Source organism: Pseudoalteromonas sp. SCSIO 43201, from assembly GCF_023716725.1.
Lineage (GTDB): Bacteria > Pseudomonadota > Gammaproteobacteria > Enterobacterales > Alteromonadaceae > Pseudoalteromonas > Pseudoalteromonas peptidolytica.
Map to the genome: position 1 here is coordinate 341,310 of NZ_CP072683.1, position 18,102 is coordinate 359,411.

General features: G+C 43.2%; 15 protein-coding genes and 1 tRNA gene. 7 read left to right on the forward strand and 9 right to left on the reverse strand.

From position 1 onward, the window contains the following. Positions 1–29 precede the first annotated feature (29 nt). Entirely contained in the window at positions 30–2,768 is a 2,739-nt protein-coding gene (gene acnA / locus J8Z24_RS01465) for an aconitate hydratase AcnA (RefSeq protein ID WP_252095149.1), read from the reverse strand. Between the two features lie 198 nt (positions 2,769–2,966). After that, positions 2,967–3,338 (reverse strand): RNA-binding S4 domain-containing protein, encoded by a 372-nt coding sequence (locus J8Z24_RS01470; protein WP_252095150.1) that lies wholly within the window; start codon positions 3,336–3,338, stop codon positions 2,967–2,969. 199 nt (positions 3,339–3,537) lie between these two features. Here J8Z24_RS01470 and J8Z24_RS01475 point away from each other — a divergent pair, with 199 nt between their 5' ends. Further along, positions 3,538–3,807 (forward strand): hypothetical protein, encoded by a 270-nt coding sequence (locus tag J8Z24_RS01475; protein ID WP_125251538.1) that lies wholly within the window; start codon positions 3,538–3,540, stop codon positions 3,805–3,807. An 80-nt stretch (positions 3,808–3,887) separates the two neighbouring features. After that, a complete protein-coding gene (locus J8Z24_RS01480; RefSeq protein ID WP_252095151.1) occupies positions 3,888–4,547 on the forward strand; it encodes a hypothetical protein in 660 nt (219 codons plus the stop codon). Here the strand turns inward: J8Z24_RS01480 and J8Z24_RS01485 are convergent. Beyond that, positions 4,524–5,504 carry an extracellular solute-binding protein gene (locus J8Z24_RS01485; protein ID WP_252095152.1) on the reverse strand — a complete coding sequence of 327 codons (981 nt, stop codon included), beginning with the start codon at positions 5,502–5,504 and terminating at the stop codon, positions 4,524–4,526. The genes J8Z24_RS01480 and J8Z24_RS01485 overlap by 24 nt on opposite strands. Positions 5,505–5,660: 156 nt before the next feature. Here J8Z24_RS01485 and J8Z24_RS01490 point away from each other — a divergent pair, with 156 nt between their 5' ends. Then, on the forward strand, positions 5,661–8,318 hold the full coding sequence (locus J8Z24_RS01490) for a sensor domain-containing protein (RefSeq protein WP_252095153.1): 2,658 nt from the start codon (positions 5,661–5,663) through the stop codon (positions 8,316–8,318). 98 nt (positions 8,319–8,416) lie between these two features. Beyond that, the gene (locus J8Z24_RS01495) at positions 8,417–9,235 is read left to right on the forward strand and encodes an arylamine N-acetyltransferase family protein (protein ID WP_252095154.1); all 819 of its coding nucleotides are present in this window, start codon (positions 8,417–8,419) and stop codon (positions 9,233–9,235) included. A 79-nt stretch (positions 9,236–9,314) separates the two neighbouring features. Here the strand turns inward: J8Z24_RS01495 and cysQ are convergent, their stop codons facing one another. Genes cysQ through cysG form a run of 6 tightly spaced genes read right to left on the reverse strand, consistent with a single transcriptional unit; the run spans position 9,315 to position 16,233 of the window. Beyond that, positions 9,315–10,085 carry a 3'(2'),5'-bisphosphate nucleotidase CysQ gene (gene cysQ, locus J8Z24_RS01500; protein WP_176033280.1) on the reverse strand — a complete coding sequence of 257 codons (771 nt, stop codon included), beginning with the start codon at positions 10,083–10,085 and terminating at the stop codon, positions 9,315–9,317. Between the two features lie 3 nt (positions 10,086–10,088). Then, on the reverse strand, positions 10,089–10,685 hold the full coding sequence (gene cysC / locus J8Z24_RS01505; protein WP_147389247.1) for an adenylyl-sulfate kinase: 597 nt from the start codon (positions 10,683–10,685) through the stop codon (positions 10,089–10,091). Between the two features lie 11 nt (positions 10,686–10,696). Then, positions 10,697–12,421, reverse strand: a complete 1,725-nt coding sequence (locus J8Z24_RS01510) for an SLC13 family permease (protein ID WP_176033321.1) — start codon at positions 12,419–12,421, stop codon at positions 10,697–10,699. Positions 12,422–12,454: 33 nt separating this feature from the next. After that, positions 12,455–13,870, reverse strand: coding sequence for a sulfate adenylyltransferase subunit CysN (cysN, locus tag J8Z24_RS01515; RefSeq protein ID WP_176033279.1), 1,416 nt, complete (start codon positions 13,868–13,870; stop codon positions 12,455–12,457). After that, complete coding sequence (gene cysD, locus J8Z24_RS01520; RefSeq protein WP_125251547.1) at positions 13,870–14,769, reverse strand: sulfate adenylyltransferase subunit CysD; 900 nt, start codon at positions 14,767–14,769, stop codon at positions 13,870–13,872. The genes cysN and cysD overlap by 1 nt, the downstream gene beginning before the upstream one ends. A gap of 42 nt (positions 14,770–14,811) precedes the next feature. Then, positions 14,812–16,233, reverse strand: coding sequence for a siroheme synthase CysG (gene cysG / locus J8Z24_RS01525; RefSeq protein WP_176033278.1), 1,422 nt, complete (start codon positions 16,231–16,233; stop codon positions 14,812–14,814). Between the two features lie 350 nt (positions 16,234–16,583). Here cysG and deoC point away from each other — a divergent pair, with 350 nt between their 5' ends. The 3 genes from deoC (at position 16,584) to J8Z24_RS01540 (ending at position 17,990) form a co-directional block, all read left to right on the forward strand. After that, positions 16,584–17,339: a deoxyribose-phosphate aldolase gene (gene deoC, locus J8Z24_RS01530; RefSeq protein ID WP_128730626.1), complete on the forward strand. Its 756-nt coding sequence runs from the start codon at positions 16,584–16,586 to the stop codon at positions 17,337–17,339. Beyond that, positions 17,317–17,817 carry a hypothetical protein gene (locus J8Z24_RS01535; protein ID WP_176033277.1) on the forward strand — a complete coding sequence of 167 codons (501 nt, stop codon included), beginning with the start codon at positions 17,317–17,319 and terminating at the stop codon, positions 17,815–17,817. The genes deoC and J8Z24_RS01535 overlap by 23 nt, the downstream gene beginning before the upstream one ends. A 96-nt stretch (positions 17,818–17,913) precedes the next feature. Next, positions 17,914–17,990 (forward strand) — tRNA-Trp (locus J8Z24_RS01540). Positions 17,991–18,102: the final 112 nt, after the last annotated feature.

Below are 18,102 nucleotides of genomic sequence, written 5' to 3' on the forward strand. Positions count from 1 at the left end.
AAGTGCTATGCTCTTCTAATGTTGTTAGATTAATTGAGCATTTGTCTCAGCACATACTGTAATATCCCACCATGTTGATAGTACTCCCACTCTTTTGGGGTATCTATGCGAATGTCTGCTGAAAACTGTTTTTCCTCACCTTTGGCATTTTTGGCGGTAACGATGACTTCAGTTGCGGTGTCGTAGATCCCTTCTATTTCAAATTCCTCCTCACCACTTAAACTAAGCTCTTCATGACCTTCGTCTGGTTTGAACTGCAAAGGCAACACACCCATACCAATAAGATTAGAGCGATGGATACGCTCATAACTTTTTGCCAGAACTGCTTTGATGCCAAGGAGTAATGAACCCTTAGCAGCCCAATCTCTCGATGAGCCTGTACCATATTCACTACCGGCTAAGATCACCAATGGTGTATTACGTTGTCGGTACTGTTCAGCTGCATCAAATATACTCATAAGAGCGCCATCAGGTAATAACCTAGTGATCCCTCCTTCGGTACCCGGGGCTAGCTGATTGCGTAAGCGCACATTCGCAAAGGTGCCACGCATCATTACCTCATGATTACCACGGCGTGAGCCATAAGAGTTAAAATCCGCTTGCTTCACGCCTTGTGATTGTAAATATTCCCCAGCGGGAGCTGACGCTTTAATGTTCCCGGCAGGAGAGATGTGATCGGTAGTAACTGAATCTGCGAGTTTAGCAAGGCACCTTGCGCCTTTGATGTTTGGGATCCCTGGTGGCTCTTTGCTCATATCATCAAAAAAGGGTGCTTTACGAATATAAGTAGAGCTATCTTGCCAGTGATAGCGTTCGCTTTGATTAACAGCGATCTCTTGCCAATGTTTATCCCCTTGATAAACATCGGCATAGTTTTCAGCAAACATGGCTTGGGTCACAGTTTGAGAAACTAGTTCACTGACTTCAGAGACCGATGGCCAAATGTCTTTTAAGAATACATCCTGTCCGTCATCAGCTTGGCACAATGCTTCATTGTAGACGTCAATATCAGTTCGCCCTGCGATTGCATAGGCCACGACAAGTGGCGGCGATGCGAGGAAGTTCATTTTTACATCTTGGTGGATCCGCCCTTCGAAGTTACGATTTCCAGATAGAATTGAGCTGACGACCAGCTGATGCTTAACGATGGCGTCGTTAATTTCTTTTGGTAATGGGCCGGAGTTACCGATACAAGTTGTACAGCCGTAGCCGACTAAATCAAAACCGAGTTCCGCAAGTGGCGCTAAAAGGTCAGCTTGTTTTAGATAATCAGTGACTACTTTTGAGCCTGGAGCTAATGACGTTTTCACCCAAGGCTTAGGCTTTAATCCAAGTGCTTTGGCTTTTTTTGCAACAAGACCAGCAGCAAGTATGACACTTGGGTTTGAGGTGTTTGTGCAGCTTGTGATAGCCGCAATAACGCAGGCACCGTCGACTAATTCAAACTCTTGTTTTTTAAATTTAACCTTACCAACACCGAGGGTTGCCGGTTCGTTTTGGTCAACCCGAGAAGCCCCACCTTCACTAACGGTGCGAGCTTCATCTTGATCCGACGCGGCATTTTTTTCACTGCGCTCATGTTGAAATTCTCCTAAATGGGCTTGGATAATTTTACCGGCGTCATTGAGAGGGATTCTATCTTGTGGGCGCTTTGGACCTGCAAGACTTGGAACGACAGTCGCTAAGTCTAGTGTCAAAACGTCGGTGTAAAGTGGCTCATCACCGGGCTCGCGCCACATGCCTTGATGTTTTGCGTAACCTTCAATCAGCGCTATCTTCTCTTCGTCACGGTTGGTGAGGCGAAGGTATTCAAGGGTTTCATCATCAATAGGAAAGATCCCACATGTGGCACCATACTCAGGCGCCATATTAGCAATCGTGGCTCTGTCAGCTAGTGGCAGGTCAGCTAAGCCATCACCAAAGAACTCAACAAACTTACCCACAACGCCGTGCTCACGTAACATCTGCGTTACTGTTAGAACTAAGTCGGTTGCGGTTGTCCCTTCAGGTAATTGACCTTCTAATTTAAAGCCAACCACTTGAGGGATGAGTAAGGAAATAGGTTGACCAAGCATTGCGGCTTCAGCCTCAATCCCTCCTACGCCCCAGCCTAATATGCCAAGGCCGTTGATCATGGTTGTATGTGAGTCTGTACCGACAAGTGTGTCGGGGTAGGCGAAGGGCATGCCATTGATATCTTTTTCAAACACGACTCGTGCCAAATACTCTAAATTTACCTGATGCACGATACCCGTTGCTGGTGGCACAACCTTTAGGTTGTCGAATGCGCCTTGCCCCCAACGCAGGAATTCATACCTTTCTTTATTGCGTTGATACTCAAGTTTTGCATTTAAATCAAATGCGCCATCATGACCGTATTCGTCTACTTGCACTGAGTGATCTATGACCATTTCAGCAGGAGACAGGGGATTGATTTTATTTGGGTCACCACCTAGCTTTGCCATCGCATCACGCATTGCTGCAAGGTCGACGATTGCGGGCACGCCGGTGAAGTCTTGCATTACGACGCGGGCTGGGGTAAAAGCCACTTCTTTGCTTGGTTTTTCTTCAGGCTTCCAGTTAAGTAGCGCATCGATGTCCTTGGCAGTAACATTTTTACCATCTTCATGGCGTAGTAGGTTTTCGAGTAAGATTTTCAGAGAAAATGGCAGTCTCTTTGCCCTATCGCTCAACGCTGGTAGTGAGTGAATGTGCACCTGACGCTCGCCGACGGTAAGCTGAGTCAGGGTATTATATGAATTGTTCATGCTTGACCCTTTTCCTTATTCTAATCATGCAAAGAAATTTGCATAGAATGTACCAATTGCAAACCTGCTGCATTTTTGTACATCTATAGTCCTAGTGTTGAAAAGGGAATTTTTCAAGAGATGAGTGCACTCTAGCGGGGCATTAGTGCACTACAGCGGTGAGAAAAGAGTTGTGGTTTGCTGTCAAAGCGATACGAGTTAACCAAAAGAAATGGGCTTACGGCCTGTATTTTTGTCCACTTGTGTGTAAGATTTTCCCGACTTTTGTCGTTTTTTCTTACTGGCAGTCTGCGTTGCAGTTGATGGTTTTGGTGTTGCAACTGCTCTAGGCTGTGGTGTCGCGTCTGGTGCTAACGTTAAATGAAATTCATCGCCATCAAAATGCAGAATATCGCCCGAGTAAATCTTTTTACGTTTTTGCGTACATATTTCATCGTTGACTGCTACATAACCTTCAGTGATCAATAACTTTGCATGTCCTCCAGTTTCTGCTAAGTCGAGCACTTTCAAAAGGTTGCACAACTCTATCGGCTCTTCTTCGAGCTCAATTTCAATAAACCCATCTTGCATTTTTATAACCTCAACATGCCGTATTTACCTAACACAGCGAGTGTCTTATTGCCTTATACGACAGTATATAAAATTACTACGATTAATGACGAAACTTTTTTGCTAAAACCTGTGTCTTTAACATTACTGAAGTATTTGGTGTGTATTTTGCAAGTCGTCCACGCGATTTGTTTTTATCAGTATGTTAATGGAGGCAACGATGGGGATTCGCACAGCATTGAGAAAAGAGCTTATGCAGGTCGATAAGACAGATCTAATGACCGCGGATGATGTACGTCACTATGTCAATGAGTCGCTTACTCAAGCCAAAGACAAGCTCTCAGTCATCTCACGTTTTAATGAGCATCACAGTCAAATCCAAGCAGGGTTACCGAGTCAAGAGCAACATTTACATCATCAACAGCACCATCTTTTCAAAGATATTCTTTATCCAAAATCTGCAGTTGAAACTTGGCTATCTAGGTGTTAACTTGGAGCAAAAATAGCACCAAACTTGAAGGCAAGTGGATAATATAATTCAGCCTCAAGTTATCGTGCTCAAGGATGAATATGAGATATATTTATTTAGTAGCCGCTTGCTTGCTGAGCGGTTGTAGTACCCAAACTTTACACATTTTTGAATCAGGGCTAGACGACACCACGAGACAAAATCTGATGCGTGAGTTAGCGCAGCGAGAGGTTAATTTTCGCTTTACTTCACTGCCTGTTCCTGAAAAGTATGATAGTGCACGTTTGAATATTGCGCCGATGACATCGGGTGAGAGATGGCTTGGAGAAGTTGAGGCGGCTGTAAAAGCGGTTGGTTTTGAATCGCTCACCACTTCTGAATTTAACATGGAAGGGCATCGCTATACTCCCGGGAATGCTGGGCTGTACTTGGTTAAAAATAGAGCCGTGCAGTTACTTCCAAACCTATTATTTTCTCATCAATGTGACGATGCGCTGCAATTGCAGCTCCACCCAAGGGGGAGCTGGGAGCAGGTTGGGAGCCACTATCAGGGTCGCTGGCGTTATGAAGGTGGTCATCTTACCTTGACGTGGCGTGAAAATGATAACAAATACCCCTATCAACAAGTATATTCAGAGCGTGAGCACAGTGTACAAACCTTACAGGGTCCAAAGCCGGCTAAAACATTTACCAGAATACAATTAGCCAAACGACCTGTACCAATATTTAATTGTGACTTACAGGTGATTTTCGCTAATTGATTTAATCACCGCCTGTGCTCGTTTTACTTGCTTTAAACCTTGTTTGATTTGTTCAATAGCTGGATGAAACGGCACAAGGTTGTATTGTGCGCTGCCAAGGACAGGATATTCGTGAAGTAACTCAGCATACATAGACTGGGTACTTGGTTTTAATAAAAACTCCACAAACTGCATGGCTGCCTTGGCATTAGGCGCATGTCGTGAAATTGCTGCTGTGGTTGTGGAAACTGGAGTTTTACCCGAGTGCATTTTTATATGGTGGATCTCGAGTTGCTCTGCCAGTATCTTGTCTCTTTTATTGTCAGAGTGGTGCATCATTAGCCAGTAATAATGATTAGCAAACGCCAGTTCACATTGCCCAAGAGCAAGTGCTCTAAGTTGATCTCTATCACCGCCAACTGGGCGTTTTGCTAGCAATGTATTGGCTTGTTCTAGCCACATGTAATCGCCAGAGTATGAAGAAGTATAGAGTATTGATGCCAGAGCGAGGTTATAACTATGAGACCACTGACGAATACAAAACTTCCCTTTAAATTGTGGCTTATTCAGATCAGAATAAACCTGCGGTAACGGTGTATTTGAAGCTTTTCTTCTAAATATGGCGCGAGTTCGCATCGAAACGCTGACCCAGCGTTTATCATCATCTTTAAACGCAGGATTAATGATGTGCCAACTTCCAATCTCATCTAATGGGCGTAGTAGATCTTTATAGTCATGCAATTGGATCAGATCAGAAGTCAGTAGTACGTCTGCTTGCGAGTTAATTCCATCAGTTCTTAAGCGTGAGAGGAGCTGCTGTGACTTGCCATTGACGAGATTGACACTTATGCCCGTCTCTTGCTCAAAAGCGTGAATAACAGGTTGGATAAGCTTGTATTTTCGAAATGAATAAACGTTAACTTGTGGCTGTGATGATTGCAGCGCGATGGCTTGATCAAAATGTACCCAAAAAAGCAAAAAAAGGAAAAGTTTACTTTTATTCATTGTAAATAAGAATTATTATCGAATGGCAGTAGCATACAATGTTTAGTAAATATGTCCAGATTTAAACGACCGCTAATTAGTAATATCAAAGATGTTAAAGCCTTGCGTACCATACGGCGATGCTTGCCAATGTTTGGTTTATTGTTTTTGTTTACGTCTTTGCTCTACGTAGGCGTGATTGTCAATATTTACTACCAAGAGCAGCTAGATCATAAACAAGAGCAGGAGTTATCAAGGCTTGAGTATTTACTTAATGGTAAATTGCAACATGTGGCTCATTTGCTTTATTCAATAGATGCTTATTTAAACCGACATCAAAGTGCTGATTTTTATGAAATTGCTCAGTCTCAGCTAGCTACAACCAATTTAGGGTTGAGTATGGAAACATATGTATTGGTTGAGCCCGGACAGTTCTCAGCACTTGAAACCGCACAGCGAAATCGTGGTTATTTTGACTTTAAAATCCGTCATAACGAGGTAAGTGAATCTGGCCGCTGGTTGGTGGTAACTAAAGCTGCACCAGTCTCAGAAGTTGGTCAAACCGTGGGGCAGGCTGAGCTTTTGACAGAAGATATATTTACTCAACAAAATCAAAATGCACTATCTACTTTTGTGTGGCCAAATCAAAAGAAGCTCAGCCTCTTAATACAGCAAGCTAAAGGGGACGAGTTTAACGTAATACTTGGGTTAAGCTTTGAATTGCCTATTTTGCTGGAATCATTATTTGGTCAACTCTACCAACAACGCAAACAGCATCTCGTGGTTGCCTCCAAGGGGGAGGCTATTTATAGTTCCGATTGGCAACAGCAATTTGCTTTGGATGAATTCACACCAAGTGCTGAGCGAACCATCAACTTCTATGGTATGCCCATTACCATGCAGTTGTTTGATGAGTCTCTTTTGCATCCCAGCTGGTTAAATAATCATAAAATCTTAATTGTGCTTTTCTTATCCGTTGTCACTGTGTGTATTCTTTTGGTTTGGTTGCAGCTGCAACAGCTAAAGAATCGCAACAAAACAGTAAATAATCTCGTGGTTGAGAGAACCAAACGATTGGAAATTACCAATCAAAGGTTACAAAGCGAGTCAAATAAACGACTAGGGGCACTGCAGCAACAGGTAGCGGCTGAACGAAAGTATAAAAGCCTGTTTATCAATAGTCATGAAGGGCTATTCGTTTTAAATCAAGATGGTAACATAGTAGACTCAAACCCAGCATTCAATCAGCTTTTGTTTGCGGGCAATCCGCCTAAGCCTGAAACCAGTTTTGCGACACTCATGCAAGATTATGAGTGCAAAGGTCTATGGCAAGACATTGTAAAGAATAAGCACGCGCACCAAGAAATGGAGTGGCTGGCAACGTCTGAGTGTGGTGAGCATATTTGGCTTAGGCACTCAGGAAACTGGTTGCACCTCCCTGATTCATGTCTGTATGAAGGCCGAGTAACAGACATTACTCAAGGAAAATTACTTCAAGAGCAGCTGAGGTATAAAGCACAACATGATAGCCTCACCGATCTCCTTAACCGACAAAGTTTTATTTCTTTAGTTGATAAAGTGCGCGAAAAACAGAGCGCAAAATATACACTGTTATACATTGATTTAGATAGGTTTAAATTGATAAATGACATGTTAGGACATCAAGCTGGCGATAAGTTATTAGCTGAGTTTGCTTCGCGCATGCGTGGGTTGCTAAGTGGTTACGCTGAGATTGCACGACTTGGAGGCGATGAGTTTGCCGTCCTCATTGATGATAAGCAACTACCGCAACCGATAGAAGGGGTATTAGAAGATGTTTTAGTACAGATCCGTGCACCCTTTTCACTAAAAGATCAAGCGCATAGTGTAAGTGGCAGTATAGGAGTAAGGCATTTCACAACACCTTGCATCAGCTGTGACGCTGAAAAGTTACTGCATGATGCTGATATTTCGATGTATGAAGCCAAAAAGCGCGGCAAAAATACGTATCATATTTTTACTAACGCGATTGCTAACGAGGCGGGACGAAAGATTCAATTGGAGCAGGCATTGAACGTGATGAACCCTGTTCAAGAGCTGACGTTAAATCTGCAGCCTGTGTATTGTCAGCAAGGTAAATGCTTGAAGGGGTTTGAAGCATTGTTACGATGGCACAATCCTTTGCTCGGTGATGTAAGCCCAGCTGAGTTTATTCCCATCGCTGAGCAGTGTGGAAAAATTACCATGCTTGGTCAGTGGGTTTTTGAACAAGCGCTGAGTTTCATTCATGATGTGGGGGATGACAGTATGTTTGTTGCTGTCAATGTGTCTCCGTTACAGCTACATTCTCAGCAATTTGTGGATTGGCTGATAGAACAGTGTGAAGTCGCATCGATCTCTGTATCACAAATTAAGCTAGAGCTAACCGAATCTGCGATGATGGCAGAGGAGAATATGCTAGTTGAGCCATTAAAACGCTTACATGACGCAGGATTTGGGATCTATATTGATGACTTTGGTACTGGTTACAGCAGTCTGGCTAGGCTCAATCATCTGCCAATTGACGGAGTAAAAATCGATAGATCATTTATCGCAGGGATTGAGTATGATGACAAAGCCGAGCAGCTTATTGAGGCAATTTGCGCTATTGCTAAGAGCTTCAATCTTGTCGTAACAGCAGAAGGGATAGAAACGGCGGCGCAATTAGCTGTGATGTCTCGGCTTTATTGTCAGCAAAGTCAGGGGTATTTAATGTCAAAACCTTTATCAGTAGAGCGCGCAAAGCACCTACTTTTATCAGACTCAAAAATACATCAGTTGTTTGCATGATGTTGATGGTAAAAAGTTTATATTAAGTATTGACCTAAACTTAAGTCGAGGTTTTAACCTGCTCCCATCAACTTAAGGATTCAGTGATGGAATTAGCAATGAATATTAAATATTACCTAGATAGCTTGTCTCTAGAGCAGGGCTCAGGCCTTGCACTTGTAACTGAGTTGCAGCAAAAACATTTAGATCGATACGCCTTTTCAAGTATTAATGCTATGTATGGTGAACGCTTATTACTTGATGAAGACGCTTTATTTAATCGCCTAATCACCCAAAAGCAAGGTGGCTATTGTTTTGAACAAAACAAGATTGCCTATTTGGCGTTACAACAGCTAGGCTTTACGGTTCGACCTGTGCTTGCAAGGGTAATGCTCAATGGTCAACAGGACAACCCTCGCTCTCATCGCATGACGCTACTAGAACTGGAGGGGGAGGAGTACTTAGTTGACGTTGGTTTTGGGGTAAAGTCTCCCCGAGCACCCATCAATATCAACCAAGCGCTTAGTATACAAGGACGCCAAACTTATCAGGTACAAAAATCATCTGATTATGTGAAAGTGACATTGTTAGAGGAAGGAGAAGCTCCGCTCACTTTGTATCATGTTGACTTGGGTGAAATCTTTGAATCAGATTGTGAAATAGGCCATTTTTTCTCTCATCAACACCCTGATGCTGGGTTTGTTAATAACTTGATTGTATCTCGTGTCAGTCATTGCCATCGCTACTTGATCCGAAACCAAAGCTACTTTGAATGGCATGAGTGCGATGGAAATGTAGTAGAACAACCGATCGAAAGCTTTGCGCAGCTTGAGAAGTTAGTAAGAGAACAATTTTCTTTAACTGTACCCAGCGAAGTTTTAAAACAGGTGTACGATAAAGTACTGACTCGGGCTGCGAATAAACCAACCAATACTTAGCATAAGTAAACCCTACGCCAAGATTGGCGGTATCGGTTGAATTAATCTCGGGCTAACATGTATAAGCGACTATGTGGTATCACTCTTCTAATCTAGACACCACAAAGTAGGGATTGAGATAGTCAGCTTTTTGGTTATACCGTAGCGGCTCACCATTGAGCTGGACTACGCTTGCTCCAGCGATATTTGCAACTGCATGTCCAGCGCCTGTATCCCATTCAGAAGTGGGGCCTAGGCGTGGGTATACATCGGCTTTGCCTTCTGCGACTAAGCATAACTTCAATGAGCTTCCCTTTGGTACCATATCAACTTGTTCAAAACGGGTAAGATATTGTGCAAGATCAGCTGACGGGTGGGAGCGCGAACCAACCACTTTAATTACGCCTTGGTTTGGTTTAGTGGTGACTTTAAGTTCAATGCGCGCTTCACCGGTTTGTTTGAAAGCGCCAATGCTTTGTTCAGCGAGGTAGCTTTCATTGAGTGCCGGAGCATGAACGACACCCAGAATGGGTTCGCCGTTGTTGATAAGTGCGATGTTGACGGTAAACTCCCCATTTTTTTTGATAAATTCCTTTGTGCCATCGATTGGGTCAACTAGCCAGTATGATTGCCACTGGCGGCGTTCTTCCCAGTCAATTACCGCACTTTCCTCGCTTAAAATTGGGAGCTCTGGGGTAAGTTCTTTTAGTCCTGCAACTATCACTTTATGTGCAGCAAGATCTGCCTCAGTGACTGGACTCTCATCTTCTTTAAATTCAATGTTAAAGTCCTTGGCATAAATCTTCATAATTGCTTCACCAGCGCGAATACTCAGATTTAATACTTCTTCTAGCAGATCCGTATGATTCATGACTTACCTTATGATATTTTTTGACAGTAGATACTCTATTAGTTGCTGGACAGAACATTCCAACGACTGCTCAGAAGTATTTAAACATATTTCTGGGTTAATTGGGGGCTCATACGCAGAATCAATGCCGGTAAAATGTTTTATCTCGCCTGCACGCGCTTTTTTATACAGTCCTTTTGGGTCTCTCTGCTCACAAACGTCGAGTGGAGTATCAAGGTAAACCTCAATAAACTCACCTTCAGACACCAAGTCACGAACCATATCTCGCTCGGCTTGAAAAGGCGAAATAAAAGCGGTGAGCACGAGCAGTCCGGCATCGACCATTAGCTTACTTAACTCACCAACCCGGCGAATATTTTCGACACGATCAGCATCGCTAAATCCTAAATCTTTACAGAGCCCATGTCTGACATTATCGCCATCTAATAGATAGGTATGTATATTTCGCGCTAACAGTGCATGTTCTAAGGCATTGGCTACAGTACTTTTTCCCGAGCCTGAAAAGCCAGTAAACCAAAGTATACAAGGTCTATGAGCTTTTAATTGGCTGCGTTTGGTTTTATCTACGGCATAGTGATGCCAAACAATATTTTCGTCCATATTCTGCTCTGTTAAAATGGAAAGACAAATGGAATTACAATGAGTACCGTTGCGGAATAAATCAGCGACAAGGGCAGCCCTATGGTGATGTAGTCACGAATACGGTAGTTGCCTGCGCTATACACCATTAGGTTTGTTTGGTAACCAAATGGTGAAATAAAACTTGCTGATGCACCAAACGCGACCGCCATCACAAAAGGCAAGGGGTTGACCCCAAAGCCGCTCGCGAGTGCATAGGCAACCGGAAATGACAGTGCGGCTGCCGCGTTGTTAGTAATAAGCTCTGTAAATACTACCGTCATCACAAAAATAGCGATAAAGGCACCATAAGGACCAAAATCTCCGAGTAGCCACAGCAGGCTAGATGAAATTTCAGCTGCCAACCCGGTTTCAATCATGAGTTTGGCGAGCCCAATTGCACTGCCGACGATCGCGACCAGCTCGATGGGAAAGCGACGTTTCATCTCAGGTACTTTAATAGTACCAAGTAGTACAAGTGCGCCTAATAAAACAATTAGCCCTTTAACTAGCGGCACAATACCAAAGATACTCAAGCCAATGACGGTGGCAAAACTAGCCAACACCGTATTAGACTTATTGCTAGAAAGGTGTGCTTGAAGGTCTAGTCCTGAAATATAGACAAACTCGCGTTTCAGGTTTGGCAGTGCATAAAAGTCACTACTCGGTGCCAAAATTAATGAGTCACCTGCTTGTAACTTAACTTGCCCGATCCCTCCTTGTAGTCGATCATGTCCACGACGAATGGCGATAATCGCAGCATGAAACTGTTCTCTAAAGCGGATCTCTTTAATGGTTTTCCCTAAGAATCGAGACGATTGGCTAACAACGACTTCGACTAAATGCTCCACGTCTTTTTCGTGTTTATCATGGACTATCTTGAGTCCATCAAAACGTTGCAAGAGGGGGACTGAATTGATGTCTCCAACAAATAATAATACGTCGCCTGAAAGGATCTCTTGTTGTGGCGTAACTGCACAAATACGCCTTTCTCCACGTATGATTTCGGCAAGGAATAAGTCTTTCAAGTCGCGCAGACCATTTTCCTCTACGGTACGACCGACGAGTTTTGAGCTAGGCTCTACTCTTCCTTCAAGATAGAACGGCACCACTTCGTCATCATTTTTTCCATTATCAGGCAAATACTTAAGCATGATGGTGATAGTCACCAAACCAACGGCCAAAACCGCCAGTCCTACCAAGGTAAAATCAAAGAAGCCAAATGGCGCCATACCAGCTTCAACAGCAAAACCATTGACGATTAAGTTTGTTGATGTCCCTATTAATGTCAAAGTTCCACCTAAGATGGCGGTATATGACAATGGGAGTAGAAGCTTAGAGGGGGCGTGGGTTTTACTCTCCTTAACCTTAGTAATGAGAGATGCCACTACAGCTGTATTATTGGTAAAAGAAGATAAAAATGCAGTTGATAGTCCAAGCTTTAAAACCGCTTTTGTTAAGCTCCCTTGTGCCATTGACTGGGCAAGTTTGCTTACCAGCGTTGTTTTTTCTATTGCTATGGAAACCAAAATGAGCAAAACAAGCGTGATCAACGAAGGATTAGCATAATTGGCTAGCATGGATTCTAAATCGATCAATCCAGTCAAATAACTCGTTGCAATTGCACCTGTAAACAGCCAAGCTGCGTTAATACGTGTGGCAAATAGACACACGATTAACGCTAGCATAATGCCTGTTAAAATGACTTGTTCCATAATACTGTCATACCTCGACTAACAGGCGCTGGTGCATTATTTTAATTTCGAAATATCAAGCGCTTGCCAATGTGGAAAATGCTTGCGAACTAATGCGTTAAACTCAATCTCAAAGTCGCTAAATTGACTTGAGGATGTGGTGGTCGCAGTTTGTACCTCTGCTACCATACCTGCACCAATGGTTAGGTTGGTGAGGCGGTCAATTAAAATGAACGAGCCAGTTTCATGATTGTGGCTATACTCGTCAGCAACTACATTTTCAGTAAGCTCGAGTGTTACAATGGCAATTTCATTTAATGATAATGAATCTGCCTGGCCATGCTCAAGAGTATTGACATCAATTGTATAGTCAATGTGCGTTATGGTTGCAGTGGTTTTCTTGCTGCCTAGTTTGATGTTGTAGCTCTTACCAAGTTGTAGCGGTGTTTCATGCATCCATACAAGCTTAGCACTAAGCTTATTGGTAACTTGAGCGCTGGAGTTGGCTGGCACAATGACATCTCCACGGCTGACATCTACTTCGTCATTGAGGGTGATGGTGAATGCTTGACCCGTTTCTGCCTGTGCTAGGTTACCATCAAATGTCACCAACTCTTTAATCGTTGACGTTTTGCCTGAAGGTAGGATCTTAACGGCGTCACCTACACGTAAGCTGCCAGATGTTAGGGTTCCCTGAAATCCACGAAAATCTAAGTTGGGTCGCACTACATACTGTACTGGGAAACGCGCTTCGAATGTGTGATTCGGTTCTGCTGCCGGAGAATCTTCGAGTAGCTCAAGTAGTGGCTTATCATTGTAATAAGGTGTTTTTTCTGAGCGATTAACAACGTTGTCACCTTTCAATGCAGACATTGGCACAAAGCGAATATCTTCTACATTCAGTTGCTCAGCAAACTTTAAATAGTCAGCTTTAATGCGTTCAAAAACGGCTTCTTCAAAGTCAACAATATCCATTTTGTTTATCGCGACTACAAACTGCTTGATGCCTAAAGAGTCACAGATAAAACTATGACGCTTTGTTTGTACTTGAACACCATATCGGGCATCAACCAGAATAATGGCTAAATCACTGGTCGAGGCTCCTGTTACCATGTTGCGGGTGTATTGCTCGTGTCCCGGCGTATCGGCAATAATAAATTTACGCTTCGCTGTCGAGAAATAGCGGTAAGCCACATCAATGGTAATACCTTGTTCACGCTCAGCCTGTAAGCCATCAACAAGTAATGCTAAATCTAGCTCTTCACCAGCATTGCCGACTTTTTCATTGTCTTTGTGTAGTGCCGCTAGTTGGTCTTCATAAATTTGGTGACTATCGTGGAGCAGGCGACCAATCAGTGTTGACTTACCGTCATCAACGCTGCCACAGGTCATCATGCGCAACAAGCTTTTGTCTTGTTGACGCGTTAAATAGGTTTCAATGCCTAATTCTTTTACTTCATTTGCCGTTGACATTAGAAATACCCCTCACGCTTTTTCTTCTCCATTGACCCTGCTGAATCATGATCAATGACTCGGCCCTCACGTTCTGACGACGTTGATAGCAACATCTCTTCAATAATACCAGTTAATGTATCTGCTTCTGACTCAACAGCGCCCGTTAGCGGGTAGCAGCCAAGTGTTCTGAAGCGTACAGATTTCATTTCCGGCACTTCACCTTCAGCAAGTGGCATACGATCATCATCAACCATGATAAGTGTACCGTTTCTTTCTACTACAGGGCGGGGCTTAGAGAGATACAACGGAACGATTTCAATTTGCTCTTGATAGATGTATTGCCAAATATCAAGCTCAGTCCAATTAGATAATGGGAATACGCGGATGCTCTCACCAGGATTCACTTGGCCGTTATAGGTATTCCACAGCTCTGGTCGTTGATTTTTTGGATCCCAGCGGTGGTGTTTATCTCTAAATGAGTAAACTCGCTCCTTTGCTCTGGATTTCTCTTCATCACGACGGGCGCCGCCAAATGCAGCGTCAAAGCCATATTGGTCAAGAGCCTGCTTTAGGCCTTGTGTTTTCATAATGTCGGTATGCTTGGCGGAGCCGTGGACGAAGGGGCTAATATTCATTTCGAGCCCTTCAGGGTTTTTGTGCACAAGCAATTCAAAGCCATATTCTTTTGCTAAGCGATCGCGAAATTCAATCATTTCTCTGAATTTCCAGTTAGTATCAACATGGAGCAAAGGAAATGGTATTTTTGCAGGGAAGAATGCCTTTCTCGCCAGGTGCAGCAGTACCGAAGAGTCTTTGCCAATAGAATACAACATTACTGGGTTTTCAAACTCAGCGGCAACCTCACGAATAATCTTTATGCTCTCAGCTTCTAATTGCTGGAGATGAGTTAAAGCCATGATTTATGTCCTACTTATAAATTTAACTATCTTGTACAGTGATTACGCAACTTGCGTAATCGGTTGAGCGAAACTGCTTATTTGATTGTTCTTATTAAACCAAGCTAGTTGCTCATGTAATGCAGCGACCTCACCGATTATCAGCAGAGCAGGCGAGCATATACTATGTTCATCGATTGCTTTGGCTAATTGGTCAAGCTGTGTCCTTATTACCCGCTGTGATTGTCGCGTGCCATTCTCAACTATGGCGACAGGGGTGCTAGGTGAACGACCATGCGCAAGCAATTGTGCTTGAATATGGGGAGATTTGATCACACCCATGTAAACCGCGAGGGTCTGGTTGGCTTTCGCTAACCCATCCCAATCTAATTCTTGGCCATCTTGTTTACAGTGGCCAGTAACGAATTGGATCGCTTGAGCATGATCTCTATGCGTTAGCGGGATCCCTGCATAGGCGCTACAGCCAGCTGCTGCTGTGATCCCAGGTACGATTTGATATTGGATCCCATGCTCTGCAAGTACTTGAACTTCTTCTCCACCTCGGCCATAAATAAAGGGATCTCCCCCTTTTATACGACAAACTTTCTTGCCTTGTTTTGCGAGATCTAACAGAATTTGATTGGTTTGTTCTTGCTTTACACTATGGTTGCCTGCTTTTTTACCGACGCAGATCAAATCAGCGTCGCGACGTACAAGTTCCATGATTTCATCAGAAACTAAGTAATCATACACCACAACATCTGCTTGTTGCATTAGTTGTAATGCCTTAAGCGTCAGTAGCTCTGGGTCGCCAGGGCCCGCACCGACGACATAAACCTCACCTTCAGGTGAAGGAGTACTTGCTAACATGGCTTCAAGTTGCATTTGTGCACTTTCATTATTGCCAGCTTGTACTTCACTAACTACATTTGAATCGAAAACTGATTCCCAAAATTGTCGTCTATCAGCAAAGTGCTTAAACCGTGACTTTACCTTATGTCTAAATTGGCCCACTAAATTCGCAAGTGGGCCGATATGTTGAGGTATCAGTGTTTCTAATTTTTCACGTAAGCGCCTTGCAAGTACCGGAGCTGTGCCTGCACTGGATATGGCGATGGTAATTGGATTTCTGTCGACAATAGAGGGGAAGATAAAGTTACACTTCGGTTGGTCATCGACAACGTTAACAAATAGGTTACGTGCTTCTGCTAATTGCGCGACTTCGGCGTTGACAGCTTCAATGTCGGTGGCTGCAATTACCAGCATCGCATTATCTAAATCTGTTTCGTCAAACTTTTTATTTCTAAGTGTCACTTGAGCTTCGGCAGCAAGTGTTTCAAGTTCAGAGCAAAATATTGGAGCGACTAACGTAACAGCTGCATTTACTTTCAAGAAGGCGCGACACTTTCTTAGTGCAACTTCACCACCGCCTATGATTAACACAGGTTTATTTTCTAATTTGGTAAAAATAGGCAAGTATTGCACAGCGACCTCTTAACTTTTTGATAATGGATGTCAGACCGATGTCCAGCATCATTGATAGTTGGCAGCATATAGAGTTGCAAAACGAGGAAAAAATAATTTAAACCGACCCCATATAACCAAAAGTTATAAAAATCACAGTTTAAATTAATTTTTCTATTTTTTCATGCGGTTAAGTTTGTTTTGACCCAGCCTAAGTTAATATATAGCCTTTGGTTATGAGTTATTCATTATAAAGTAGCAAGAGCCACAGTATGGGTAGTTATCCATCAAAGTGCGGACATTTGTCCTATTGCTGTTTTAGCGTATGCTTTTAACTTGGCTTTCTAAATACAGTGAAAAGGAAAACAATAATGACAGTTAAAGCTGATGCTCAGCTGGCACTGAGTTTGATGGATTTAACCTCGTTGAAAGACAATGACACTACGCAAAGTATCATGGCGTTGCTAGACAGCATAGATCCAACTATTGGTTTACCTGCCGCCATTTGCGTGTACCCACAATTCGTCACACTGGTGAAGCAGCAACTGCAAATACGCCAGTGGCAAACAATAAAAATAGCAACGGTTACAAACTTTCCGTCAGGGGAACAAAAGCTAGAGCAAGTACTGAAGCAGACTCAGCAGGCCATTGCCGATGGCGCTGATGAGATAGACCTGGTATTGCCTTATCAACAATTGATAGCCGGAGACCCTGATACGCCATGGCAATATGTACAATCTAGTAAGGCGCTGTGTGCGGGGAAAGCCAAACTAAAAGTGATTATTGAAAGTGGTGTGCTAGCAACATCTAAGTTAATTGCAGAAGCGTCGCAATTAGCGATTATGGCGGGTGCTGACTTTGTCAAAACAAGTACAGGCAAGGTTACGGTGAATGCAACACCTGAAGCGGCTGAAGTGATCTTGCAGGTCATTAAAAATAGCGGTAAAGACGTTGGTTTCAAAGCGGCAGGTGGCGTAAAGTCAGTAACTGAAGCCCAAGTCTATTTACGCATGGCAGAGGAGATTATGGGCGCAAATTGGTTGAACGCTGATAATTTTAGGTTCGGTGCTTCAAGCTTATTGAGTGATGTTGCAGTGGTTGTAAATGGACAGAGCAAGCGAAGCTGAAAAAATTAAATTAGAGCATGATGCCGTGAAACTGTTTTTACGTTGCTATGAAGAACAGTTTTCGGTACCTATGCGTCATATTTGGCATAACCAGCCGAATAAGCCGGATGCGAGCTGCTATCAAGGAGAATACAAACTTGATATAGAGGTTGCCCATTTTTATGCCAGCGAACAAGAAGCCATGGCGGTGCTCGGGCGTCCATTATCACTTTCTATTCAACGCGAATTGGCGGCAATGAGTCAAACTGTTAATAGCGATCCTTTAAGTATCGGGCTGCAACGTCTGTTAAATCAAAAAGCCAAAAAGAAATATGATTCAGAGCGCGTATGGCTACTAATTCGAAATGCTAGCCCCATTTATCATAGTGAGGATTTTAAACGTCTCAAAAACAGCTGGGCGATACCGGATAGCCATCCATTTGAGGAGGTTTGGCTACTTTGTGATTTTTATCAAGGGGAGCTTTTGCAGCTTTTTTAATCGCGATACAAATTCAAGATCTGATTAATTGCTACTTTGCACATCTTTTACACTTGTTTTCGTTTGCTTCGTCAGTATAATGGGCATCCACTTTGCAGGGGCGTAGTTCCAATTGGTAGAACAGCGGTCTCCAAAACCGATGGTTGCGGGTTCGAGTCCTGCCGCCCCTGCCAATTCAGCAACAAGTCCACATTTAAAATAACGTGACCCAAAACCACTTAAGTCGCTTATTTGTAAATTTGGATTGAATGGATTTACCCTGTTCTATGCAGGGTTGTTGTGTCT

Coding starts and splice junctions, on each gene's coding strand:
- cysQ (WP_176033280.1), bottom strand. CDS start 10,085: ATGAATCATACGGATCTGCTAGAAGAAGTATTAAATCTGAGTATTCGC.
- cysC (WP_147389247.1), bottom strand. CDS start 10,685: ATGGACGAAAATATTGTTTGGCATCACTATGCCGTAGATAAAACCAAA.
- J8Z24_RS01535 (WP_176033277.1), top strand. CDS start 17,317: ATGGACAGAGCAAGCGAAGCTGAAAAAATTAAATTAGAGCATGATGCC.
- J8Z24_RS01480 (WP_252095151.1), top strand. CDS start 3,888: ATGAGATATATTTATTTAGTAGCCGCTTGCTTGCTGAGCGGTTGTAGT.
- acnA (WP_252095149.1), bottom strand. CDS start 2,768: ATGAACAATTCATATAATACCCTGACTCAGCTTACCGTCGGCGAGCGT.
- J8Z24_RS01490 (WP_252095153.1), top strand. CDS start 5,661: ATGTTTGGTTTATTGTTTTTGTTTACGTCTTTGCTCTACGTAGGCGTG.
- J8Z24_RS01495 (WP_252095154.1), top strand. CDS start 8,417: ATGAATATTAAATATTACCTAGATAGCTTGTCTCTAGAGCAGGGCTCA.
- J8Z24_RS01470 (WP_252095150.1), bottom strand. CDS start 3,338: ATGCAAGATGGGTTTATTGAAATTGAGCTCGAAGAAGAGCCGATAGAG.
- cysN (WP_176033279.1), bottom strand. CDS start 13,870: ATGTCAACGGCAAATGAAGTAAAAGAATTAGGCATTGAAACCTATTTA.
- J8Z24_RS01475 (WP_125251538.1), top strand. CDS start 3,538: ATGGGGATTCGCACAGCATTGAGAAAAGAGCTTATGCAGGTCGATAAG.
- cysD (WP_125251547.1), bottom strand. CDS start 14,769: ATGGCTTTAACTCATCTCCAGCAATTAGAAGCTGAGAGCATAAAGATT.
- deoC (WP_128730626.1), top strand. CDS start 16,584: ATGACAGTTAAAGCTGATGCTCAGCTGGCACTGAGTTTGATGGATTTA.